Annotated in this window: 22 protein-coding genes and 2 riboswitches; of the genes, 7 read left to right on the top strand and 15 right to left on the bottom strand. The window is 60.6% G+C overall.

The annotated features are described in order from the left end of the window. Positions 1-4: 4 nt before the first annotated feature. The 6 genes from trpC to F1609_RS32435 all read right to left on the bottom strand — a co-directional run bounded on the left by trpC (position 5) and on the right by F1609_RS32435 (position 5,595). Entirely contained in the window at positions 5-805 is an 801-nt protein-coding gene (gene trpC, locus F1609_RS32460; protein WP_167081805.1) for an indole-3-glycerol phosphate synthase TrpC, read from the bottom strand. A 9-nt stretch (positions 806-814) separates the two neighbouring features. Further along, entirely contained in the window at positions 815-1,447 is a 633-nt protein-coding gene (locus tag F1609_RS32455; RefSeq protein WP_167081803.1) for a LysE family translocator, read from the bottom strand. A gap of 122 nt (positions 1,448-1,569) precedes the next feature. After that, positions 1,570-2,601: an anthranilate phosphoribosyltransferase gene (gene trpD, locus F1609_RS32450; RefSeq protein WP_167081801.1), complete on the bottom strand. Its 1,032-nt coding sequence runs from the start codon at positions 2,599-2,601 to the stop codon at positions 1,570-1,572. 25 nt (positions 2,602-2,626) lie between these two features. Continuing rightward, complete coding sequence (locus F1609_RS32445; protein WP_167081799.1) at positions 2,627-3,190, bottom strand: anthranilate synthase component II; 564 nt, start codon at positions 3,188-3,190, stop codon at positions 2,627-2,629. A 1-nt stretch (position 3,191) separates the two neighbouring features. Next, positions 3,192-4,688, bottom strand: coding sequence for an anthranilate synthase component I (trpE, locus tag F1609_RS32440; protein ID WP_167081797.1), 1,497 nt, complete (start codon positions 4,686-4,688; stop codon positions 3,192-3,194). Positions 4,689-4,881: 193 nt separating this feature from the next. Continuing rightward, positions 4,882-5,595: a phosphoglycolate phosphatase gene (locus F1609_RS32435; RefSeq protein WP_167081795.1), complete on the bottom strand. Its 714-nt coding sequence runs from the start codon at positions 5,593-5,595 to the stop codon at positions 4,882-4,884. A 168-nt stretch (positions 5,596-5,763) separates the two neighbouring features. Here F1609_RS32435 and F1609_RS32430 point away from each other — a divergent pair, with 168 nt between their 5' ends. Both F1609_RS32430 and F1609_RS32425 read left to right on the top strand, forming a co-directional pair. After that, complete coding sequence (locus F1609_RS32430) at positions 5,764-6,636, top strand: carboxypeptidase-like regulatory domain-containing protein (RefSeq protein WP_167081793.1); 873 nt, start codon at positions 5,764-5,766, stop codon at positions 6,634-6,636. 36 nt (positions 6,637-6,672) lie between these two features. Then, entirely contained in the window at positions 6,673-7,176 is a 504-nt protein-coding gene (locus tag F1609_RS32425) for a hypothetical protein (RefSeq protein WP_167081791.1), read from the top strand. A gap of 116 nt (positions 7,177-7,292) precedes the next feature. Here the strand turns inward: F1609_RS32425 and F1609_RS32420 are convergent, their stop codons facing one another. The 5 genes from F1609_RS32420 to rpe all read right to left on the bottom strand — a co-directional run bounded on the left by F1609_RS32420 (position 7,293) and on the right by rpe (position 10,569). After that, on the bottom strand, positions 7,293-7,568 hold the full coding sequence (locus tag F1609_RS32420; RefSeq protein WP_167081789.1) for a HigA family addiction module antitoxin: 276 nt from the start codon (positions 7,566-7,568) through the stop codon (positions 7,293-7,295). A 16-nt stretch (positions 7,569-7,584) separates the two neighbouring features. Further along, positions 7,585-7,863 carry a type II toxin-antitoxin system RelE/ParE family toxin gene (locus F1609_RS32415; RefSeq protein WP_167081787.1) on the bottom strand — a complete coding sequence of 93 codons (279 nt, stop codon included), beginning with the start codon at positions 7,861-7,863 and terminating at the stop codon, positions 7,585-7,587. A 401-nt stretch (positions 7,864-8,264) separates the two neighbouring features. After that, a complete protein-coding gene (locus tag F1609_RS32410; RefSeq protein WP_167081785.1) occupies positions 8,265-8,945 on the bottom strand; it encodes a hypothetical protein in 681 nt (226 codons plus the stop codon). A gap of 21 nt (positions 8,946-8,966) precedes the next feature. After that, entirely contained in the window at positions 8,967-9,887 is a 921-nt protein-coding gene (locus F1609_RS32405; protein WP_167081783.1) for a hypothetical protein, read from the bottom strand. A gap of 10 nt (positions 9,888-9,897) precedes the next feature. Further along, positions 9,898-10,569 carry a ribulose-phosphate 3-epimerase gene (gene rpe / locus F1609_RS32400; protein WP_166878176.1) on the bottom strand — a complete coding sequence of 224 codons (672 nt, stop codon included), beginning with the start codon at positions 10,567-10,569 and terminating at the stop codon, positions 9,898-9,900. Positions 10,570-10,749: 180 nt separating this feature from the next. Between rpe and apaG the strand changes: the two genes are divergently transcribed. Next, entirely contained in the window at positions 10,750-11,124 is a 375-nt protein-coding gene (gene apaG / locus F1609_RS32395) for a Co2+/Mg2+ efflux facilitator ApaG/CorD (protein ID WP_167081781.1), read from the top strand. A gap of 13 nt (positions 11,125-11,137) precedes the next feature. On the opposite strand, the gene F1609_RS32390 is transcribed toward apaG, so the two are convergent. After that, positions 11,138-11,305: a hypothetical protein gene (locus F1609_RS32390; RefSeq protein WP_167081767.1), complete on the bottom strand. Its 168-nt coding sequence runs from the start codon at positions 11,303-11,305 to the stop codon at positions 11,138-11,140. 128 nt (positions 11,306-11,433) lie between these two features. Between F1609_RS32390 and F1609_RS32385 the strand changes: the two genes are divergently transcribed. After that, positions 11,434-12,210 carry an enoyl-CoA hydratase gene (locus tag F1609_RS32385; protein WP_167081779.1) on the top strand — a complete coding sequence of 259 codons (777 nt, stop codon included), beginning with the start codon at positions 11,434-11,436 and terminating at the stop codon, positions 12,208-12,210. Positions 12,211-12,263: 53 nt separating this feature from the next. Here the strand turns inward: F1609_RS32385 and F1609_RS32380 are convergent, their stop codons facing one another. The 3 genes from F1609_RS32380 to rtcR all read right to left on the bottom strand — a co-directional run bounded on the left by F1609_RS32380 (position 12,264) and on the right by rtcR (position 15,912). Further along, positions 12,264-12,857 (bottom strand): C39 family peptidase, encoded by a 594-nt coding sequence (locus tag F1609_RS32380; RefSeq protein ID WP_167081777.1) that lies wholly within the window; start codon positions 12,855-12,857, stop codon positions 12,264-12,266. Between the two features lie 33 nt (positions 12,858-12,890). Beyond that, positions 12,891-13,637 (bottom strand): hypothetical protein, encoded by a 747-nt coding sequence (locus F1609_RS32375; RefSeq protein ID WP_229422177.1) that lies wholly within the window; start codon positions 13,635-13,637, stop codon positions 12,891-12,893. 334 nt (positions 13,638-13,971) lie between these two features. Then, a riboswitch (glycine riboswitch) is annotated at positions 13,972-14,081 on the bottom strand. Continuing rightward, positions 14,082-14,186, bottom strand: a riboswitch (glycine riboswitch). A gap of 109 nt (positions 14,187-14,295) precedes the next feature. Next, on the bottom strand, positions 14,296-15,912 hold the full coding sequence (gene rtcR, locus F1609_RS32370) for an RNA repair transcriptional activator RtcR (RefSeq protein ID WP_167081775.1): 1,617 nt from the start codon (positions 15,910-15,912) through the stop codon (positions 14,296-14,298). A gap of 195 nt (positions 15,913-16,107) precedes the next feature. On the opposite strand from rtcR, the gene F1609_RS32365 reads away from it, so the two are divergent. The 3 genes from F1609_RS32365 (at position 16,108) to rtcA (ending at position 20,667) form a co-directional block, all read left to right on the top strand. Continuing rightward, complete coding sequence (locus F1609_RS32365) at positions 16,108-17,661, top strand: vWA domain-containing protein (RefSeq protein WP_167081773.1); 1,554 nt, start codon at positions 16,108-16,110, stop codon at positions 17,659-17,661. A gap of 707 nt (positions 17,662-18,368) precedes the next feature. Next, positions 18,369-19,604: an RtcB family protein gene (locus F1609_RS32360; protein WP_167081771.1), complete on the top strand. Its 1,236-nt coding sequence runs from the start codon at positions 18,369-18,371 to the stop codon at positions 19,602-19,604. A gap of 40 nt (positions 19,605-19,644) precedes the next feature. Continuing rightward, positions 19,645-20,667: an RNA 3'-terminal phosphate cyclase gene (gene rtcA, locus F1609_RS32355; protein WP_167081769.1), complete on the top strand. Its 1,023-nt coding sequence runs from the start codon at positions 19,645-19,647 to the stop codon at positions 20,665-20,667. The last annotated feature ends 456 nt before the right edge of the window (positions 20,668-21,123 follow it).

The following is a 21,123-nucleotide window of genomic DNA, read 5'->3' as shown; positions in this document are numbered from 1 at the left end:
CTGGTCAGCTGAACAGGCGTTCCAACTCTATGCCCGGTTCCGGGGCGCGCATGAAGGCTTCGCCGACCAGGAAGGCGTGCACGTTGGCGTCGCGCATGCGCTTGACGTCGCCTGGCCCCATGATGCCGGATTCGGTCACCACCAGTTTGTCGGCCGGGATGCGCGGCAGCAGGTCGATGGTCGTTTGCAGTGAGGTCTCGAAGGTGCGCAGGTTGCGGTTGTTGATGCCGACCAGTTTGGTATCGAGCTTGAGCGCGGCGGTCAGTTCGTCGCCGTCGTGCACTTCGACCAGCACGTCCATGCCCAGTTCGTGCGCGCAGGCTTCCAGTTCGGCCATCAGGCCGTGGTCCAAGGCCGAGACAATCAGCAGGATCGCATCGGCGCCCATCGCGCGCGCTTCGTAGACCTGGTACATATCGATCATGAAGTCCTTGCGGATCACCGGGATCTCGCAGGCGGCGCGCGCCTGTTTCAGGTACTCGACCTGGCCCTGGAAGAACTGCACGTCGGTCAGTACCGACAGGCACGCGGCGCCGTGGTGCGCGTAGCTCTCGGCGATGTTCGCCGGACGGAAGTCGGCGCGCAGCACGCCCTTCGAGGGCGAGGCTTTCTTCACTTCAGCGATCACACCCGCGTGGCCGGCGGCGATATGCTTGCGCAGGCTCGCTTCGAAGCCGCGCAGGCCGCTGCGCAAGGCGCTATCGGTTTCGACTTCGCGGCGCAGGCTGGCCAGGTCGCGGTGTTTTTTGGCGGCGGCGACTTCGTCAGCCTTGACCGCCAGGATTTTATTGAGGATATCGGACATGATGAGGCCTTAGTTTTGTTTGGAGAGCGCGAGCTTGATGCCGAGCCAGATGAACAGGCCGCCGGTGACGCGGTTCAGCCACAGCGACACGCTCGGGTTGATCTTGATGCGGGCACTGGCCTGCGCCGTGAACAGGGCCAGCGAGGTACACCACAGCATGCCGTTCAGGTTGAAGATGCAGCCGAGGATGACAAACGCCAGCGCCTTGCCGGAGGCGTCGGGCGAGATAAATTGCGGCACGAAGGCGAGGAAGAACACCGCCACTTTCGGGTTGAGCACATTCGTCAGGAAGCCCTGGGCGAAGATTTTCGCATAGGGCAGGGGCGCCACGGTGATCGGCGCAGCCGGATCGCGCCGTTTGCTGCGCAGCAGGCCGATCGCCATGTAGATGATGTACGCCGCGCCGATGTACTTGACGACCATGAAGGCGGTCGCCGAGGTGGCGAGGATGGCGGACAGGCCGAGAGCGGCGGCGAGAATGTGGATCATGGTGCCGGCGCCGATGCCCAGGGTGGCGGCCACGCCGGCGCGCCTGCCCTGGGTGGCGCTGCGCGTCATGATCAGGAGCGAGTCGGGGCCGGGCATGATGTTGAGCAGCAGGCCGGAGAGGATGAACAGGGGGAGGTCGTGGATGCCGAACATGGGGAAGAGGTCCTAGCCGTCATTCCCGCGCAGGCGGGAATCCAAGGTGCCGTCGCTAGGCAAAGATGCCTTGGATTCCCGCCTTCGCGGGAATGACGGATATTAGGTTACTGGTCTAAAGGTCACGCTGCAAGCTGCTGCGTCACCTGAACAAACTGGTCGACCTTGGCCCGCGCGGCACCCGATTCGATCGCCTCGCGCGCCTTTTTCAGGCCATCTTCAATCGAACTGGCCACGCCCGCCGCATACAAGGCCGTGCCCGCATTCAGGGCCACGATATCGTAGGCCGCACCCGGCTCGCCGTTGAGCGCTTCCATCATCTTGATCTTCGACTCTTCCGAGTTCGCCACTTTCAGGTTGCGGCTGGCGATCATGGGCAGGCCGAAGTCTTCCGGGTGAATCTCGTACTCGCGGATTTCGCCGTTGACCAGTTCACCGACCATGGTGGCCGCGCCGAGCGAGACTTCATCCATATTGTCGCGCCCATACACCACCACCGCATGCTGCGCACCGAGGCGCTGCAACACGCGCACCTGGATGCCCACCAGATCCTGGTGGAATACGCCCATCAGGATATTCGGCGCGCCGGCGGGATTGGTGAGCGGCCCGAGAATATTGAAAATGGTACGCACGCCCAGCTCGCGCCGCACCGGCGCCGCATGCTTCATGGCGGCGTGGTGGTTCGGTGCGAACATGAAGCCGATGCCGGTCTGCGCGATCGACTGCGCAATCTGCTCGGGCGAGAGGTTGATGTTCGCGCCCAGCGACTCGATCACGTCGGCGCTGCCGGACGACGACGACACGCTGCGCCCGCCGTGCTTGGCCACGCGTGCGCCAGCGGCGGCAGCCACGAACATCGCCGTGGTCGAAATATTGAAGGTGTGGGCGCCGTCGCCACCGGTGCCGACGATGTCGAGCAGGTGGGTGGTGTCGGCCATCGGCACCTTGGTCGAAAATTCGCGCATCACTTGCGCGGCGGCGGCGATTTCGCCGATGGTTTCCTTTTTAACGCGCAGGCCGAGCGTGAGCGCGGCGATCATGGGCGGCGACATTTCGCCCGACATGATCTGGCGGAACAGGTGCAGCATCTCGTCGTGGAAAATTTCGCGGTGTTCGATGCAGCGCAGCAGTGCTTCTTGTGGGGTGATCGGCATGACAGCTCCTTGATCCGGGCAGGCGTTAGCGTTCGAGAAAATTCTTCAGCAGGGCATGGCCATGCTCGGACAGGATCGATTCGGGGTGGAACTGCACACCCTCGATATCGAATTGCCTGTGCCGCACACCCATGATCTCGCCGTCGTCGGTCCATGCCGTCACTTCCAGGCAGGCCGGGAGCGACGCGCGCTCGATCGCCAGCGAGTGGTAGCGGATGACCGTAAACGGACTCGGAAGATTCTTGAACACGCCCACGCCGGTGTGCGCGATCACTGAGGTTTTGCCATGCATGACCTGCTTGGCGCGAATGACCTTGCCGCCGAACGCGGCGCCGATGGCCTGGTGGCCGAGGCACACGCCGAGGATCGGCAGCTTGCCCTTGAACTGCTCCAGGATGGAGATCGAGATCCCGGCTTCGGCCGGAGTCTTGGGACCGGGCGAGATGCAGATGCGGTCCGGCCGCATCGCGCTGATCTCGTCGATCGTGATTTCGTCGTTGCGCACGGTGCGCACGTCCTCGCCCAACTCACCGAAATACTGCACCAGGTTGTAGGTGAACGAGTCGTAGTTATCGATCATCAGCAGCATCTCAGATCTCCCCATCCAGGCCGTCTTGCACTTGCTCGGCTGCGCGCAGGACCGCGCGCGCCTTGTTTTCGGTTTCCTGCCATTCCATTTCGGGGACCGAGTCGGCCACGATGCCGGCGGCAGCCTGCACGTACAGCATGCCGTCCTTGATCACGCCGGTGCGGATCGCGATCGCCACATCCATCTCGCCGCCAAAACTCAGGTAGCCGCAGGCGCCGCCATAGATGCCGCGCTTGGTCGGTTCGAGTTCGTCGATCACTTCCATGGCGCGCACTTTCGGCGCGCCGGTCAGGGTGCCGGCCGGGAAGGTCGCGCGTAGCACGTCCAGGTTGGACATGCCGTCCTTGAGCGTACCTTCGACGTTCGAGACGATGTGCTGCACATGCGAGTATTTTTCGACCACCATGCGTTCGGTGACCTTGACGCTGCCGATCTCGGAGATGCGGCCCAGGTCATTGCGCGCCAGGTCGATCAGCATGACGTGTTCGGCGATTTCTTTCGGGTCGGCCAGCAGTTCTTTCGACAGTTCGGCGTCGCGTTCGGGCGTGGCGCCGCGTGGACGGGTGCCGGCGATCGGGCGCAGGGTGACCTTCTTGGTGCCGTCGGACGCGGTCTCGTTGCGCACCAAAATCTCGGGCGAAGCGCCGACGATCTGCATGTCGCCGAAGTTATAGAAGTACATGTACGGCGACGGATTGAGCGAACGCAGCGCGCGGTACAGGGTCAATGGATTGTCCACGTACGGCTTGCGGATGCGCTGGCCGATCTGCACCTGCATCAGGTCACCGGCCATCACGTATTCGTGGGCGCGCGCGACCGCCTTGAGGTAATCCTCTTTGGAAAAGTCGCGCACCGCTTCGGTACGCACCGAGCTCGATGTGACCGGGGCATCGACCCCGCGGCGCAGCATCATGCGCAGGTCTTTCAGGCGCTGGCGCGCCTTGGAATAGGCTTCCGGCTGCGCGGTGTCGGCGTACACGATCAGATACAGCTTGCCGGACAGGTTGTCGATGACCGCCAGTTCCTCGGTCACCATCAACTGGATGTCGGGCAGGCCCAGGTCGTCTTTGGGCTGGGTGTCGGCCAGCTTGCGCTCGATGTGGCGCACCGTGTCGTAGCCGAAGTAGCCGGCCAGGCCGCCGCAAAAGCGCGGCAGGCCAGGGCGCAGCGCCACTTTGAAGCGCGCCTGGTACTGTTCGATGAAGTCGAGCGGATTGCCGTCGTGGGTTTCGATCACGCTGCCGTTTTTCACGATCTCGGTGCGCGTCCCAAAGGTGCGCAGCACCGTGGTGGCGGGCAGGCCGATGAAGGAATAGCGGCCAAAACGCTCGCCGCCGACCACCGATTCGAGCAGGAAGGTGTTCTTTCCGGCGTTCTGGGTCTGGGCCAGCTTGAGGTAGAGCGTGAGGGGCGTTTCGAGATCGGCGAAGGCTTCCGAGATCAGTGGAATGCGGTTGAAGCCGTCGGTGGCCAACGATTTGAATTCGAGTTCGGTCATGCTTTTCTCCATGCCGCCATGGCGTGTTCGCGGGCGGTGGGTTTCAAAAAACCTGCCGGCGCAAAAAGGCGGCCGACAGCAGTCAATACGGGGTCACTTAGCCCAGGATTGCCAGCGTCGCCAAAGCCAGGCCTCAATCGAGCCGGTTTGGGTGACATTGTGTTTTTTGATGAAAAACATATGTGGTGGAGGTTTAGTGTGCGTCGTTGTTGTGTGAACGAATCAGCATTGAAGCTTCTACAAGTGAGGTAACTATACCATCGGAATCGGTTTCGTGTATAGCCCGCCCGTGGTTGTAACCATACGGTTCCGTCAACACAAAGCAGCCCGCCGCGCGCGCCGCTTCGGCGTCGTTGGACGAGTCGCCAATGGCCACCACTTGCGCCGGCGCCAGCTCGAAGTCGGCGCAGACCTGCAGCAGCGGCATCGGATCCGGTTTTTTGCGTGGCAGCGAGTCGCCCCCGTAGACCACCTCGAAATACGGTGCCAGGCCTTTTTGCGCCAGCAGCGGGGTGGCAAAGGCGATCGGCTTGTTGGTTACGCAGGCCAGGCGCAGGCCGTCGGCTTGCATCGCTTCCAGGCCGTCGATCACGCCGTCGTACAGGGCGCTATGGTCGCCGTTAATCGCCAGGTAGTGACCTTGGTAGAAGGCCATGGCGTCATCGAAGCGCTGTTCCACGCCGGCGGCGTCGTTGTCGAGCGCAAGCACGGCGCGGATCAGGTTTTCCGAGCCTTTGCCGATCATCAGCGCGATTTTCTCCCGGGTGATCGGGGCGTAGCCGAATTGCCCGCGCATGGCGTTGATGGCAACGTGGAAGTCGGGCAGGGTGTCGAGCATGGTGCCATCGAGGTCGATGATCACGGCGCGGATCGGGGCGGGACGGGACTTGGTAGAGTTGGTAAACATAGCGTAAAGTCGGTAGCGATGGCGAGATGATACGGGTTTCCTGTCAGGGGCCTCGAAAAACCTGGTGCGCGGCGTCTGCCTTCGCCGGTGATGCTTGCCAGTGTATTGCCACAACCAATTCAGAAAGCACCATTGATACCTCCAATTGAAGCGCGCCGCGTTCGGTTCATGTCGCGTCGTGTCGCCGCCGTGCTTCGCATCGGCCTGTTGATGATATTGCTCGCGCTCGTCGTGTGGGGCTGGTCCTTGCCCAGGGAGGTGCAGTTCGGTTCGGGAGTGAATGCCCGTCGCGCCTTTAGTGTTGAGGAGGCGCGCACGAGAGGGACCATCCAGGGCAAGGTCGTCGATCTGGAAACTGGTTTGCCGCTTCAGGGTGTGCAGGTCTATGGGTACCGGGATGGCCCCACGTCGGACTACGTTTCTGACGGCACGGGAGCATCGGGCGAGTTTGGACTGGCGCTGCTGGTGCCGGGTGTTGTGACGGTCGACATCGGTCGGACCGATCTGCTGGAGCAACGGCGACATGTTGCTGTCGAGGCCGGCAAGACCACGCGGCTGATCGTCAAGCTAGCCAAAGCGCCACCGCCGTGCTGCCAACTGGCGGGCAAATGGCGGGTGGAGTTGACGATTGATCCGGGCACGCCCTCGAATGTATCCGCAAGCACTATCAGCGGGACGGTTCGGTTCAGGTCGGGCTTGTGGGCGCGTGTGACGGCGCCATCCGATCCGGATAAGGTCCTGTACCAGGAGTACGGCAGCTTTCATATCGATTGGCGGCCCTTCCTGGGTTACTGGGCAACAGAGGTGGCCGACGATGTATACGCTCCGGACAATGGCTGGATGGCGGCGTATATGTTCAATGACGCGGCTGGCACCGTCCTGAGCGGGGACCGCGTTGACATGATCTTCCAGGGAGGGCTTTCCCATAACCGGATCTCGCTGAGCGGCACTATCGACAAGGACGGTATCCTGCGCGGCCGCTGGTGCAATATGGGTTTTACCTGTTCCAGCACAGGCGATTTCGTGATGACGAGAATGTAGGCATCCCCGCACGCTGACAGATTGATAAGGACCAGAATGGGCGCAGATATTCATTTGGTGGTGGAGGCATCGGATACCGAACAATTCGTCGCTCCGCAAGCGATCGCATTTTTTGAGTGGCCGAGGCATTCTTCCCTGTTCAATGCGATGAACAACCGGCATGGGCGCGATGGTCTCGTTGCCGCACGTGGATTTCCCGAGCCAGCATCGGCAATGGCCAATTTTCACTATGGGCTAAATATCATCGACGATGACGATATGGACAGTGCGCTGGCAATGCCATCGATTGCGCGATCGGAGGCGGACGAGGCGCTGCGGACGGGAGACAGTCACCCGCTCGTCTACCGGCCGGACTTTATCTCGGCACCGCACTACTCGCGTTGCAGCTGGCTTACGCTGGCCGAATTCCGGCGTGCGGTCGCAGCCACCGACGACGGCGAGCTGCATATGACGCTCGAATGCCGCTTGACGATCGACCTGATGGCGAACATCGAAGCGCGCGGCTACTTTTGCCGCATGGTTTTCTGGTTTGACCTGTGAGTATGACTGCGCCCATGGGCTCAGGCAGACAGGGCGGATGTTGGCAAGACGGTGCGCTATGGGAATCCCCTGGCTGATCGCTTTTTGCTCATCTTGACATGATTCGCGCAGGACGACTAAGCCGTGATGCGTTCAATTCCCGGTCGTTTGATTTTTCCAGCCTGGTACAGATCATATTGGAGCTGCATTCCTGCCCAAAATTCAGGGCTTGTGCCGAAGGCGGTACCCAGACGATACGCCATGTCTGGCGACACCCCCGCAGCGCCGGAGACCACACGCTGAAGCGTGACTCGACTTACGCCAAGGCGACCGGCGGCTTCCGTTACGGTCATGCCCCCCAGATATTCCCGAAGTACCTCCCCTGGATGAGGCGGATTATGCATGCGAGTCATGTGATTCCTCGTCAATTCAGTGATAGTCTCGGTAGTCAACGAGGATCGCATCAGGCCCATCGAATGCGAAAATCATTCGCCAATTGCCGTTGACCGTGATTGCCCAGTGTCCATGTAAATTTCCCTTCAAAGGATGAAGATCCCATGAGGGGGCCGATAAATCTTCCGGACGAGTAGCCTGGTCAAGTGCGCCTAATTGAAGACGCAATCTCGCTGCGTGTGCTGCTTGAATTCCGGCTTTGCTACCCGTCTCGAAAAACCGTTGCAGTCCCTTGTGTCTGAACGTTTTTATCATAACGCTGATTGTATATAGTATCGTTACACGATACAAGTTGCTTGTTTTGGCAGGTGCTGCGTTCGCTTGCGCCCTCACCGCACAAGGGTAGGCCCAGGTTTGGGTTTTCTGTTGGCATGTGTATCTGTCCAGAAAGTGCTTTCCTTAAGTCTTGTTACTCCGGTCGGCACGTCCTCACTCCCACACGCTGGCGAGCCATCTCTGTTCGCTTTGTGTGCACTGGGTCTATCTTCACTTTTCGAAGTCAGCGTTTGCGTGATTCAGCGTACATCGTTACTGAATGTCGTTGATCTAAACCGGCAGGTGTTCATGATATGGATCAATTCCTTCGCTGGCTTAGACATTTCCATACTGATGTTCGCAGCACGATTTCCTGGTTTGGCCTGTGAGCTGGCCGATGTTTATGCGGTCAGGTACGCAGGGCAGGTGTCGGCAAGCCGATGCGCTTTTTGAATCACGTGGCGGATGGTTTTCTGCTCCCGCCGATCGAGCCGGTGCCGGCCCACATGGTGGCTGCTGCCGCCCGGGTCCATGTGGCCATTGAAAAGTCCGAACAGCTCGCCATCGACGTCGTTGACGATCAGTTCCATGAACGATTGGCCGGCGATGCCCATGACGAAGATAAGCCCATCGATCGCTGCGCTGCCGCACCAGTGCACCTCGTCCCAGACCAGCAAGGTGCCGCGCTGCGTGCCTGCCTTGGCCAGGCTCCAGCTCTTTGCGTCCTCATGAAGTCCATGAAGCACGGGCAGAAGCGGTTCGCAGGACACGATGTCGACATGGTGCCGATAGACGTTCGCAAAACCACTGCGCTGTTCGACGCTGGTGGCGACGTAGACGACCTTTACACCGACCAGATAGCTGTGTGCGATCTCGGACGGCTGGTCCACCCATCCGTTCAATTCCGTGTACGGTGGCTGCCAGAGAAGCGTTTCAACGGCACCGATGCACAGTGCGTTATTGGGCGCGAATCCGACGGCCGCACGCTGTCCGACCCGTGGCAGGATCGCCGCCACGCTGGTTGTGGCGCCCTGATCGAGGGCGGGATCGCGGATCCAGTAATCGGGGCAGTGAATTTTCATTGGGTGAGTGACAGCGTGGCGTCAGTTGGATTGAATCTGATGTGTTTGCATGAAGTCGATCAGTTCCAGCGATCCCCTGGCGGCTTGTTCGCTGGTCAGGCAGTATTCCTGCATCAAGCCGGTGGCCAGTGCGGCCTGGCTTCTGCTCCGGGCCAGAGAGATCAATTCGGGACATGAAACGACAACGCCGCCAAGCACCAGCGGGTGTCCGCTGTTCGAGATGCGCGCGCGTTCGAGCGTTTTGATCGTTACCGGGTCGACACCGCTGGCGCCCAGCGCAGCGGCGTCGCTGCTGTACGCAATCCAGCGCACGGCCGGGCGTCGCGCCAGGAGCAGCTGCATGGGCAGCACCTGTGTCAACGCCTGGCCGACATTCTCGACCCCGGATACATCGACGATCACGTCGACGTCGTCGGGCAGGGCGCGCACGCGCGTGGCAACGGCGTTCGCGTCATCGATGCCAACGTGCGGCGCGAGACGAAGCCGGATCGGCGTTTCGGCATACACCGTGACAGCTGGCTGCAAATCGAAGTAGCTGCGCATATTCTCAAGCCCGGCTTCCGCAACGCCACTGCAACGCTCGACCGGAAAACAGTCGAGCGCAGCGCGGATCATCGCCAGCGGCAAGCCTTTGCACCTGGGGCTCCACAGCATAAACGTTCGCGGCGTTGCCGCTGTCGAATCGAATCTGCCGTCAATGCCGATGCCACCCAAGCCGGTCTGGCTCCAGTGCTTGTCCCATCCGGTCAGCATGCCCAGGCAGCAATCGAAGAGCGTCGCCATGCGTTCCGAATCGACCGGCAGGGCGAACGCCAGGCCGGGAAAAAGTCCCGTGGGCCCGGCTTCGAAGGTTGCCACGCCGGTCACATCGCCTTCGATCCGGATCGCGCCGCCGCGGTTAAACGACGGTGCAAATCCGAGTTGAAGCGAGAAGTACGGCATGGCGCCGGTGTTACTTGCCGACCTTGGCCAGCTCCACGCGCATGGCGTCGATCACGGCCTTGTAATCCGGCTGGCCGAAAATCGCCGACCCGGCCACGAACGTGTCCGCACCGGCAGCGGCGGCGGCGGCGATATTGTCGATCTTGATGCCGCCGTCGACTTCCAGCAGAATATCGCGGCCCGAGTCGTCGATCATGCGGCGCGCCAGCGCGATTTTCTTCAGCGCTTCCGGAATGAAGGACTGGCCGCCGAAACCCGGATTGACCGACATGATCAGGATCATGTCGATCTTGTCCATCACATGGTCGAGGAAGTGCAGCGGCGTGCCCGGATTGAACACCAGGCCGGCCTTGCAGCCGTTATCGCGGATCAGCTGGAGCGAGCGGTCGATATGCTCGGACGCTTCCGGGTGAAAGGTGATGATATTCGCGCCAGCCTTGGCGAAGTCGGGAATCAGGCGGTCGACCGGCTTGACCATCAGGTGTACGTCGATCGGCACCTGCACGTGCGGGCGGATCGCCTGGCACACCAGCGGGCCGATGGTCAGGTTGGGAACATAATGGTTGTCCATCACGTCGAAGTGGATGATATCGGCGCCCGAGGCGACGACATTGCGGACTTCTTCACCCAGACGGGCGAAATCGGCGGACAAAATGCTGGGAGCGATGCGGAAAGTGGTCATGGCGGCGGCTGGCAAAGTGCTTGCGGTTAATGAAGATGCGCTATTTTACGCTCTCCCACGGCACGCCCTTGCCGCAAGCCCCATTTTGCGGCGCAAGGTATGATGCTTCGCCGGGCCGTTCACGCTGGCGCCTGAAAATTCACTCGGGCAACTTTTACAGTCTTAATCAAGGAAATCCAGATGGCCGCTTACGAATTTACTGTCACTGTCAGGACCCAGTACCTGCCGGAGCAGTCCGATCCGAGCCGAAGCAATTACGTGTTCACCTACGCGATCACGATCAAGAATACCGGCACCGTCGGCGCGCAGCTGATCTCGCGGCACTGGGTCATCACCGACGCCAGCAACCACATCGACGAAGTGCGCGGCCTGGGCGTGGTTGGTCACCAGCCGCTGTTGCAGCCGGGCGAACAGTTCGAATACACCAGCGGCACCCAGCTGGCGACCCCGCAAGGCTCGATGACGGGCGAATACTTCTGCGTGGCCGAAGACGGCCATCAGTTCGAGACCAGGATTCCCGAATTCGTCTTGTCGCTGCCGCGCACCCTGCACTAATTTCAGCGGCTGATCAGCGTTTGGTATCGTCGGGGAGTTCTTTGTTTTTCTCCGGCGCGTTCGGCTGCTGTTCGTTATTGGTCGGCTTCGGTCCCGAATACATCGTCCACCACACGATAAACACCAGCAGGAAAAACGCCACGCCTGCTTCAAGCATTAACACCCACATATCGACTCCCATGTCTTCAACACGCAGCAGTCTACTCGTTTCGGCCGGCGCCGTCGCGCTGGCCCTCGCTGCATGCACCGGACTGGCGCGCAGATTGGCTACAATCGCACATTACCCCACGCTTTCTTAAAGAGGATTTCATGAACTATGCAGACCTGCTGATCGAGACCCACGGCAAAGTGGCCGTGATTCGCCTGAACCGTCCCAAAGCGCTCAACGCCCTGAACGACAACATGATGGATGAACTGGGCGATGCGCTCTACAAGTTCGACGCCGACAGCAATATCGGCTGCATCATCCTGACCGGCAGCGAAAAGGCCTTTGCGGCCGGCGCCGACATCGCAGCGATGGTCGATTACGATTACGGCGACACCTACGGCGGCAACTACATCGGCCGCAACTGGGAACACATCCTCAACGTGCGCAAACCGGTCATCGGCGTGGTGCAGGGCTTCTGCCTCGGCGGCGGCTGCGAGCTGGCCATGATGTGCGACTTCCTGATCGCGGCCGACACCGCCAAATTCGGCCAGCCCGAAATCAAGGTCGGCGTCACGCCCGGCGCCGGCGGCACCCAGCGCCTGCCACGCACCATCGGCAAGGCCAAGGCGATGGACATGCTGCTCACCGCGCGCATGATCGACGCGGCCGAAGCCGAACGCACCGGCCTGGTCTCGCGCGTGGTCGCGGCGGACAAAGTCATGGAAGAAGCGCTGGCCGCCGCCGCCACCATCGCGTCGATGTCGGTATCGGTGGCCATGGCGATCAAGGACAGCGTCAACCGCGCGTTCGAGACCACGCTGACCGAAGGCGTGCGCTACGAGCGCCGCTACTTCCACGCGGCGTTCGGCACGCCGGCGCAGAAGGAAGGCATGCAGGCGTTCCTGGCCAAGCGTCCGCCCAATTTCGACGGCCTGTAAGCCTGGACTTGCAAAACCGGTGCGCCGGCCGCCGGTTTTGCAACCCGGGCCGTTTACGTTGGACCGTTGATGCTCATGCGCTGGGTGTGCGTCCAGCGATGGTCGGACGCCGACACCGCGGAGTTGTAGGTGCGGTAGGTCTGGCCTTCACCCGGCCACGGGTCCATGATGTACACATTGTTGACGCCATTGGCCGTTTCGTACCCGCGCCCTACCATGATGTGGCCACCGCCGTTGCTCCAGCCGTAGCGCATCACGAACGGGCGATTGGCGTTGATGTCCGATACCACGCTGCTCCACGACGAGGCTACGCTGTAGGCGCCGTTGGCCACGCCCCACGCCTTGAGGATGTTCTGCACGCTGCCGTTGGAGCCGTACATATTGTTCGGCTGGTTGGCCTGGCTGTTCCAGTTGAAGTTGGTGTTCCCGCAGGCGTAGTTCAAGCCGAACGCCCAGTTCACGATCTGGCACTGGCTCGGTGTCTTCTTGTAGTAGTTCAGCACCGCCTTGCTCGACGCCGACCAGCACCACTGGCTGTGTTCCTGGGTGGTCAGCGGCACGCTCAGCGTGCGCCATTGCGCCATGGCCGCCGGCAGTGCCAGCAACAGGGATACACCGACGACGATCTTCTTGATATGTGTGTTCATGTCTTCTCCTGAGTTTTTCTGTGGATGGCTGGCTTACTTCGACGCGTCCAGGTTTTGCTTGACCGCGCTGCGCAGCGGCTGCAGCAGCTCGGCTTCGTCCATCAGCGCATCGCCCGCCTTGCCGTCCTTGACGGCGCGCTGCTGCATCAGTAGCGATTCGCGCGCCGAATGCAGCGGCGCGTAGCGCGTGCGGCCGTCTTCGCGGCCTACCACTTCAAGCAGGTCCGAGCGGGCCTGGTAGACGCGCACGAAGCGCACGTTGCTGCGCTCGGCGTCGCCGTAGTAGCCCATCGACGCATCCACATCCTTGGCCAGCACGGCGGCGCCGTACGCCACCGTTTCGTAATTGCCGTTATTGAGTTCGACGGTCGCCATGCCGATCGGGCGCTGGTTCAACAGGATGACGAAACGCCACTGGCCGGTGGCCTTGGCCATCTGCTTCATGCTGGCGCGTCCCGCCAGCAGTTCGTTCGGATCGATCGTGTAGACCGGGAAGCCGTAGCCGACCCTGGCGTCCTTCAGGTCCTGCATGTCGTTGATATCGAGCGGGAAGTCGACCGGCGTGCCGCTGGTGCCGCGCACTTGCATCTGGTGCGTCACGAACTGGGCGAAGTCGCGCTGAGCCGCCGCCTGCGCCGCCGCCGCTGCGCGCTTGGGCACCGCCTTGAAGGTGCTGGTGCCATCCGACTGGGCTTGTGCCGGCGCGCCGGCCAGGGCCAGGCTGGCGCCGCACAGCAGGGCGGCGAGCATGGGACGGCATGAGAGCATTTTTGTTTGCATTATTGACTTCTCCTCACATAGATTGATACGAGAGCCCCGCCTGTCCAGGCGGGGTGGGTGCTGCGACTGCATTGGCATGCACGCATGCCGGACACCGTTGTCGACGCACGTGGGCAGTGCGTCGGAAAATCGGGAGAGCGCTGCATCAAGTCGCGCTTGAAGCCATTCAGTTCGGGTCCGCCGGACACGTGGAAGTTGTCGATCCCCTGCGTTTGGCAAGGGCGTAAGCGGTCGTGACGCCGGTGATGGCGCCGCCAATGACTGCAATGGTTTTCATGTGTCTTCCAGGTCCGAAAAACGTCAGATAGGAGAGTCCGCGCGCGGGTGCGCGTCGGATACCCCCTCTGTGCTGGACCTGAGAGATTCGCCGGCAGCGCGCGATGTGCGGCCGGTTTGCTCCTTCGGTGCACCGGATGACGACTCCCGGTGGCTCTTCAGAGTTCAAATGCGTTATCGGTCCTGGGGCCTGAGAGATTCCGGGGCGGTTGCTCCTTCGGCGCCGTCAATGTTCACCTGCCTGCGATCGACGGACTCTCCCGATAACGCTTAGCGTTGCGCTAACTATGCCTTGGGCATATGTATGCAGAATACCGCAGGAAATGTCGCCAATACAACCTATTTAAGTGATAGCTGTTGTTTCCAAGACAATACCGACAAATTACCGGCGACCGCTGACCTGGTCCCAGTCCAGGTCGAAGCGCGCCAGGAATTTTTTCAGGCGGTCGGCGTCGTTGGGTTTGCTTTTGGCGCTGCGCGAGACGGCGAACAGCTTGCGGCCGGCGTCCGACAGGGTGCTTGAGTCGCGGCACACCTTGACCACGGCGGCCAGTTGCAGCGCGTCGAACAGGTCGAGGCCGGCTGCGGCGTCGTCGCCCATCAAGGCGGCAAGGTCGACCTCGGCTGCGGCGGGCGCGGGCGCGCGCGTGTAGTGGTGCCAGAGCTTTTGCAGGCGGGCCACTTCGGCGCTGACGATGCCGTCCGAAATGCCGCCGGCCTCGGCCAAGGTGGCCATGCGCGTGACGGACGCCGACAGGTCGCGGAAGTTGCCGGCCCAGACCGCCTCGGGCGACATCGCGAAACGCATGTAGCGCTCGCGTGCCTCCTTGTTGAAACGCACCATCTGCCCGTATTCCTGGCTGAACTGGTTGAGCAGGTAGACCAGGTTGGGCTCGATATCTTCGGGCCGGTCGACCAGGCCGGGCAGGGCGTAGGTCCACAAATTGATGCGCGCAAATAGATCTTCGCGGAAGCGCCCGGCCACCACTTCGCTTGCCAGGTCGCGGTTGGTGCCGGCGATGAGCTGGAAGTCGCTCTGCACTTCGCTGTCGCTGCCGACCGGATGAAAGCGCTTTTCTTCGATGGCTTTGAGCAGCATGGCTTGCTCGTCCGGGCCGAGCTCGCCGATTTCGTCAAGGAACAGCAAGCCTTTGTGGGCGCTGCGCAGTAAACCCGGGCGGTCGGCGCCGGCGCCCGTGAACGAGCCTTTGACGTGGCCGAACAGGGTCGAGGCGGCGCCGTCGCCGTGCAGGGTGGCGCAGTTGAGCTCGACGAACTTGCCGTCGATCTGGTGCCGCGTTTTCTTCAGTTCGTAGACGCGGCGCGCCAGGAAGGACTTGCCGGCGCCGGTCGGCCCCATCAGCAGCATCGGCGCGCGCGACTTGATCGCCACGCGCTCGATCTCGTCGATCATGGTGTTGAAGCTGGCGTTGCGGGTGGCAATGCCGGACTTAAGGAAGGCCACGCCTTCGGCTTGCTCGCGCGAAAAGCGCTGGGCGATCTGGTCGTAGCGCGACAGGTCGAGGTCGATCAGCGCGTAGCTGCCCGGTTCGGTGGTCGACTGGCGCCGTGGCGGCGAGCTTTGCAGCAGGCGGCCGGGGAAGAAGCGCGCTTCCGTCATCAGGAACATGCAGATCTGCACGACGTGGGTGCCGGTGGTGATGTGGATCCAGTAATCCTCGTTGTCCGGATCGAAAGGGTAGGTCTTGGCGAAATCGAACAGGGCGCCGTAGACCTCGCCGAAATCCCAGGCGTCGCTGATCGGAATGTCGTGCGGGACCACCGTGGTTTCGGGCGAGACGGCGGCAATGTCGGCCGTGACGGCATCGACCAGCGCGCCGAATTTGCCGCCGTAGAGCAGCTCGAAGCGGTGCACGATGTATTCCTCGTGCTGGGTGATGGCGATGCTGGGACGCCATTTCTCCCAGCGCGCCGGTCCCTTGCCGCTGTCGAGCTGGGTGCCGATAAATCCGATGACCACGATGCGTTTCTGTTTCATATCCGTATAAAATTTTATCTTGTTGGATAATTTAGCATGCCATTGCCAGCTTGTCCATTTCTTGCCGGTTTTGCTTGGCGAATTGGTAATCTTATTTAAATCAATGACTTATATTCAGGTGGCAAGGATCTGGCGCGAGCTGGCACGCCCTTTGCAATAGAGGAGATACAAACAAGAAAAAATGAGGAAATCAAAATGGCAAACGCACAGTTGTTCCAGACCTTGAAGGGAATCTTCGTCCCTCGCGCCGATGGTCTTAATTCGGCAGCCGCGCCGGCGTACAGCATGACGCCACGGCACCAGTTGGCGCAGTATGCGGCCACCGGTTGCCTGAATTCGACCTATTACGTCAATGCGCAATCGCAGCTGGCGACGGTGCTGGAACTGTGCGAAAAAGTCGACACCAAATTTATCGCGCAGACCGCGATTTACTGCCGCGAACGCGGTTATATGAAAGATATGCCGGCGCTGTTGACCGCTGTCCTGGCCGCCAAGGGCGCGCCGGAACTGACTCCGGTATTTCGCCGTGTAGTCAATAACGGCAAGATGCTGCGCAATGTGGTGCAGATTATCCGCTCCGGCGCGGCTGGCCGTAAATCGCTGGGCACGCGGCCGAAAAAGCTGGTGCAGCAATGGCTGAACCGCGCATCGGAAAAAGAATTGCTGTCGGCTGCGATCGGCGCCACGCCTTCCTTGGGCGATGTGGTGAAGATGGTGCACCCGAAACCGTCGCAAGCCTGGCGTGAAGCGTTTTTCGCCTGGTTGATCGGCAAACCGTTTAATGCGGACGCGCTGCCGGATGCGCTCAAGGCTTTCCAGGCGTATCAGGCCGACCAGTCGCAGCCGGTGCCGGATGTGCCGTTTCAGATGCTGACGTCGTTGTCCTTGTCGGCGCAGGCCTGGGCCCAGATTGCACGCCAGGGCGGCTGGCACATGGTGCGCATGAATTTGAATACCTTTGGCCGCAATGGCGTGTATGCGCTGCCGGGCATGGTCGAAGTGATCGCCGACAAGCTGCGCGATCCGGAAGCGATTGCCAGGTCGGGCGTGTTTCCCTATCAGCTGATGTCGGCGTATATGGCGGCATCAAGCGACGTGCCGCGCGCCATCAGCGACGCTTTGCAGGATGCGCTGGAACTGTCGCTGGCCAATGTGCCCAAAGTCGAGGGACGGGTGGTGATTTGCCCGGATGTGTCGGGATCGATGCAGTCGCCGGTGTCGGGTTATCGCGGCGGCGGCACCTCGCAGGTGCGTTGTATCGATGTGGCGGGACTGATTTCCGCCGCCATGCTGCGCAAGAATCCGGATGCGCTGGTACTGCCGTTCGAGAATTATGTGCGGGTATGCGAACTCAATGCCCGCGATACGGTCATGACCAATGCGCAGAAGCTGGCGGCGATTGGCGGCGGCGGTACCAATTGCAGCGCGCCGCTGGTGCAGATGAACAAGCAGAAGGTGATGGCCGACCTGGTGGTCTACGTATCCGACAATGAATCGTGGATCGACCAGCGTGCCGGCGCTACCGCCACGATGGCTGAATGGGCAATATTCAAGCAGCGCAATCCGGCAGCGCGGCTGGTGTGTATCGACTGCACGCCGAACAGTACCAGCCAGGCCGCCGAGCGTAGCGATGTGTTGAATGTGGGCGGTTTTTCGGACGATGTATTCAAGATCATCGCCGCATTTGCGGCCGGCCAGCTGGGCGCCGGTCACTGGGTGGGCGAGATCGAATCGATCGCGCTGGAGTAAAGAACGTTGATGTACCGGTTTTGAGTGCGGTGCGAATGCCGATGCGACTACATTTTGCAAATGCTCGCAGTGAAATTTGTCGCATTGCGCTCAATCGTTTTACCCCGAATGCAGGCAAGACTACATTACGGCTGAAAGGGTGCGTCCCGCAGTCCCCCATGTCTTGCCGCTTTTTGTCGGGACTTTGTTTTACAGGTTTTGAGCGCTGTGCGAATGCTTGATGCGAATACAACTTCGTACCTTGACCTTCGCATCGGAATTTTTGTCGCATCGTGCTCAATCGTTTTACCCCGAATGCAGGCAGGACTACATTCCAAGGTTGCCAGGGCTTCGCGTCCGACAACAGAAGTCTTGCCGCTCCTTGTCGGGACTTTGTTTTACAGGTTTTGAGCGCGGTGCGAATGCTTGATGCGAATACATCCTTTAAATTTATCTCGCATCGGATTTATTTTGTCGCACCGTGCTCAATCGTTTTACCCCGAATGCGGGCGGGACTACATGGGGGTTGCTGTTGGCCTGGCGCCGGCAACTGTTTGTCCCGCCGACTCCTTGTCGGGAATTGATTTTTGGCGAATGCAGTCCGGATTACATTGCGTCCCGGTTCGAGTCCGGGCGGTTGCGCAAGCGGCCGTAGCTCAACTGGTAGAGCAGATTGTCCGGGCGATGTTGTCGCCCCCTTGCATCACCTTATATATAGTGAGAAAAATATGAAAAACGAAAACTACGATGTCCTGAATGTGGACGATGGCCGCCACGTCAAAATGTGGACCAAGGGCGTGCCGGTGGAAGACGTGGCCAAGAAACAGCTGGCCAACACCGCCAAAATGCCTTTCATTTACAAGCATATCGCGGTTATGCCGGACGTTCACCTCGGTAAAGGTTCGACCATTGGCAGCGTGATTCCGACCCTTGGCGCAGTGATCCCGGCGGCGGTCGGCGTCGATATCGGTTGCGGCATGATGGCGGCCAAGACCACGCTGACCGCGAACGACCTGCCGGATAACCTGTCGGCGCTGCGTAGCGCTATCGAGCGCGCGATCCCGCACGGTATGTCGCCGAAGACGCGCGGCTATCGCGGCCGCGACGAAGGTTCGTGGAATACGCCGCCGGCGGCGGTCGATGTGGCCTGGGGCCAGTTGAAGGATGAATTCGACGCCATTTGCCTGAAAACGCCGAAGCTGAAAACCACGAATAACTACCGTCACCTGGGAACTTTGGGAAGCGGTAACCACTTTGTGGAAGTCTGCCTGGACGAGGTCGGTTTTGTATGGTTCATGCTGCATTCGGGTTCGCGCGGGGTGGGCAATGCGATCGGTACCCACTTCATCGAGCTGGCCAAGAAGGATATGCGTACGCACTTCATCAACCTGCCCGATCAGGACCTGGCGTACCTGGCCGAAGGAACGCAGCACTATAACGATTACATCCAGGCGGTCAGCTGGGCGCAGAAATTCGCCCGCACCAACCGCGATGTGATGATGCATAACCTGATTGCCGCGGTGCGTACCGTGATCACCAAGCCGTTCGAGACGCATGTGGAAGCGGTAAACTGCCACCATAATTATGTGCAGAAGGAGCACCACTTCGGCAAAGATGTGCTGATTACCCGTAAGGGCGCCGTGTCGGCCCGTCCGGGCGAGCTAGGTATCATTCCGGGTTCGATGGGCGCGAAGAGCTTTATCGTTCGCGGTAAAGGCAATCCGGACAGCTTTAACAGCTGCAGCCACGGCGCCGGCCGCACCATGAGCCGTACCGAGGCCAAGCGCCGCTATACGATCGACGACCAGATCAAGGCCACCGAGGGCGTGGAGTGCCGCAAGGATGAAAACGTGATCGACGAAATTCCGATGGCGTACAAGGATATCGACGCGGTCATGCACGCCCAGCGCGACTTGGTGGATGTGGTCCATATCCTCAAGCAGGTGGTGTGCGTCAAGGGTTGATGACGCTTGCTGCTTACCTATATAAGAAGAAGAGTTGAAGATGATTGAATTAGATGGCGCCGTCGGCGAAGGCGGCGGACAAATCCTGCGCAGCGCGCTGACCTTGTCCATGATTACCGGGCAGGCGTTCTGCATCAATAATATCCGTGCGGGGCGCAAGAAGCCCGGCCTGCTGCGCCAGCATCTGGTGGCGGTACAGGCGGCCGCCGAGATCAGCGGCGCCACCGTTACGGGCGCGCAACTGGGTTCGCAGATGCTGGTCTTCGCGCCCAAGGGCATCAAGGGCGGCGATTACCAGTTCGCGATCGGTTCGGCCGGTAGCTGCACCTTGGTGCTGCAAACGGTGATGCTGGCATTGCTGCATGCGGACGGGCCGTCGACGGTGCGTATCAGCGGCGGCACGCATAATCCCATGGCGCCCCCGGCGCAGTTTTTGGAACGCGCTTACTTGCCTTTGCTGCGCAGGATGGGCGCCGATATCGGCATCGAATTGCTGCGCTCCGGGTTTTATCCGGCGGGCGGCGGCTGTATTGTGGCGACCATTGCACCGTGCGCGCAATTAAGGCAGCTGACGCTGATGGAGCGAGGCGAGCGTACCAACGGTTATGCCGAGGGGTTTGTCGCCGGATTGCCGGGCTCGATCGCACTGCGCGAGCTCGAATGCGTTGGCTTGGGCATGGGCTGGTCGGGCGAGCAGCTGCGCATGCGTGGCTTGCCAGCCGATCAAGGACCGGGCAACGCCTTGCTGATCACCCTTGAATATGAACATGCGAGCGAGGTGTTTTGCGCATTCGGCGAGAAAATGGTGCGCGCCGAAATGGTGGCGAAGGACGCCATGCATGAAGCGCGCCGCTATATAGCATCCAACGCCGCAGTGGGCGAACACCTGGCGGACCAGCTGATGCTGCCGATGGCGCTGGCCGGCGGCGGCGGTTTTACGGCGGATGTGATCTCGCAGCACGCCACGACCAATGCGGAAGTCATCGGCCGTTTTCTGCCGGTTGCGATCAACTTGGAAGAGGGTGAGCAGCGCAGTACCTGTACCGTTCGCGCTACGGCGTGAAAAGAGTCCTTGTCAGTCCGGGGCAGGCTTTGCTATAGTTCGCCTCCCCGCAGAAAGGGTTAACGAAATCAAGTAGTTAGCAGTCTGTCAGGGCCGCCTCCAAGGAGGCGCGGTAGCAAAAAAGAGGTTGACGAAAAACGCGAAACGCTGCATAATCTCACCTCTCTGCTGCAACGAACACAACGCTTCGTAGCAAACGGCAGAAGGCAGTACAGAATAAGTTCTTTAACAATTAACAGTCGATAAGTGTGGGCGTTTGATGAAGGTGCCAACAGAGCGTAAGCGATGTTGAATACTTAAATTATCAAATGTTCACAAAAAAGAAACACGGCGCATCGAAAGATGAGCTTGTCAGTATTTTGAGTGAGCGATCTGTCCGCAAGGACATTAAACAGAGATTGAACTGAAGAGTTTGATCCTGGCTCAGATTGAACGCTGGCGGCATGCCTTACACAT

Source organism: Massilia aquatica (assembly GCF_011682045.1).
Classification (GTDB): domain Bacteria; phylum Pseudomonadota; class Gammaproteobacteria; order Burkholderiales; family Burkholderiaceae_D; genus Telluria_A; species Telluria_A aquatica.
The sequence above is the reverse complement of the archived record's forward strand: the minus strand, read 5'-3'. Positions and strand labels throughout refer to the sequence as shown.

Coding starts and splice junctions, on each gene's coding strand:
- F1609_RS32430 (WP_167081793.1), top strand. CDS start 5,764: ATGTCGCGTCGTGTCGCCGCCGTGCTTCGCATCGGCCTGTTGATGATA.
- F1609_RS32415 (WP_167081787.1), bottom strand. CDS start 7,863: ATGATAAAAACGTTCAGACACAAGGGACTGCAACGGTTTTTCGAGACG.
- F1609_RS32375 (WP_229422177.1), bottom strand. CDS start 13,637: ATGCAAACAAAAATGCTCTCATGCCGTCCCATGCTCGCCGCCCTGCTG.
- F1609_RS32380 (WP_167081777.1), bottom strand. CDS start 12,857: ATGAACACACATATCAAGAAGATCGTCGTCGGTGTATCCCTGTTGCTG.
- F1609_RS32405 (WP_167081783.1), bottom strand. CDS start 9,887: ATGCCGTACTTCTCGCTTCAACTCGGATTTGCACCGTCGTTTAACCGC.
- F1609_RS32420 (WP_167081789.1), bottom strand. CDS start 7,568: ATGACTCGCATGCATAATCCGCCTCATCCAGGGGAGGTACTTCGGGAA.
- trpD (WP_167081801.1), bottom strand. CDS start 2,601: ATGCCGATCACCCCACAAGAAGCACTGCTGCGCTGCATCGAACACCGC.
- F1609_RS32455 (WP_167081803.1), bottom strand. CDS start 1,447: ATGTTCGGCATCCACGACCTCCCCCTGTTCATCCTCTCCGGCCTGCTG.
- F1609_RS32390 (WP_167081767.1), bottom strand. CDS start 11,305: ATGGGAGTCGATATGTGGGTGTTAATGCTTGAAGCAGGCGTGGCGTTT.
- F1609_RS32365 (WP_167081773.1), top strand. CDS start 16,108: ATGGCAAACGCACAGTTGTTCCAGACCTTGAAGGGAATCTTCGTCCCT.
- F1609_RS32445 (WP_167081799.1), bottom strand. CDS start 3,190: ATGCTGCTGATGATCGATAACTACGACTCGTTCACCTACAACCTGGTG.
- trpC (WP_167081805.1), bottom strand. CDS start 805: ATGTCCGATATCCTCAATAAAATCCTGGCGGTCAAGGCTGACGAAGTC.
- F1609_RS32410 (WP_167081785.1), bottom strand. CDS start 8,945: ATGAAAATTCACTGCCCCGATTACTGGATCCGCGATCCCGCCCTCGAT.
- rtcR (WP_167081775.1), bottom strand. CDS start 15,912: ATGAAACAGAAACGCATCGTGGTCATCGGATTTATCGGCACCCAGCTC.
- rtcA (WP_167081769.1), top strand. CDS start 19,645: ATGATTGAATTAGATGGCGCCGTCGGCGAAGGCGGCGGACAAATCCTG.
- rpe (WP_166878176.1), bottom strand. CDS start 10,569: ATGACCACTTTCCGCATCGCTCCCAGCATTTTGTCCGCCGATTTCGCC.
- F1609_RS32385 (WP_167081779.1), top strand. CDS start 11,434: ATGAACTATGCAGACCTGCTGATCGAGACCCACGGCAAAGTGGCCGTG.
- apaG (WP_167081781.1), top strand. CDS start 10,750: ATGGCCGCTTACGAATTTACTGTCACTGTCAGGACCCAGTACCTGCCG.
- F1609_RS32425 (WP_167081791.1), top strand. CDS start 6,673: ATGGGCGCAGATATTCATTTGGTGGTGGAGGCATCGGATACCGAACAA.
- F1609_RS32435 (WP_167081795.1), bottom strand. CDS start 5,595: ATGTTTACCAACTCTACCAAGTCCCGTCCCGCCCCGATCCGCGCCGTG.
- F1609_RS32360 (WP_167081771.1), top strand. CDS start 18,369: ATGAAAAACGAAAACTACGATGTCCTGAATGTGGACGATGGCCGCCAC.
- trpE (WP_167081797.1), bottom strand. CDS start 4,688: ATGACCGAACTCGAATTCAAATCGTTGGCCACCGACGGCTTCAACCGC.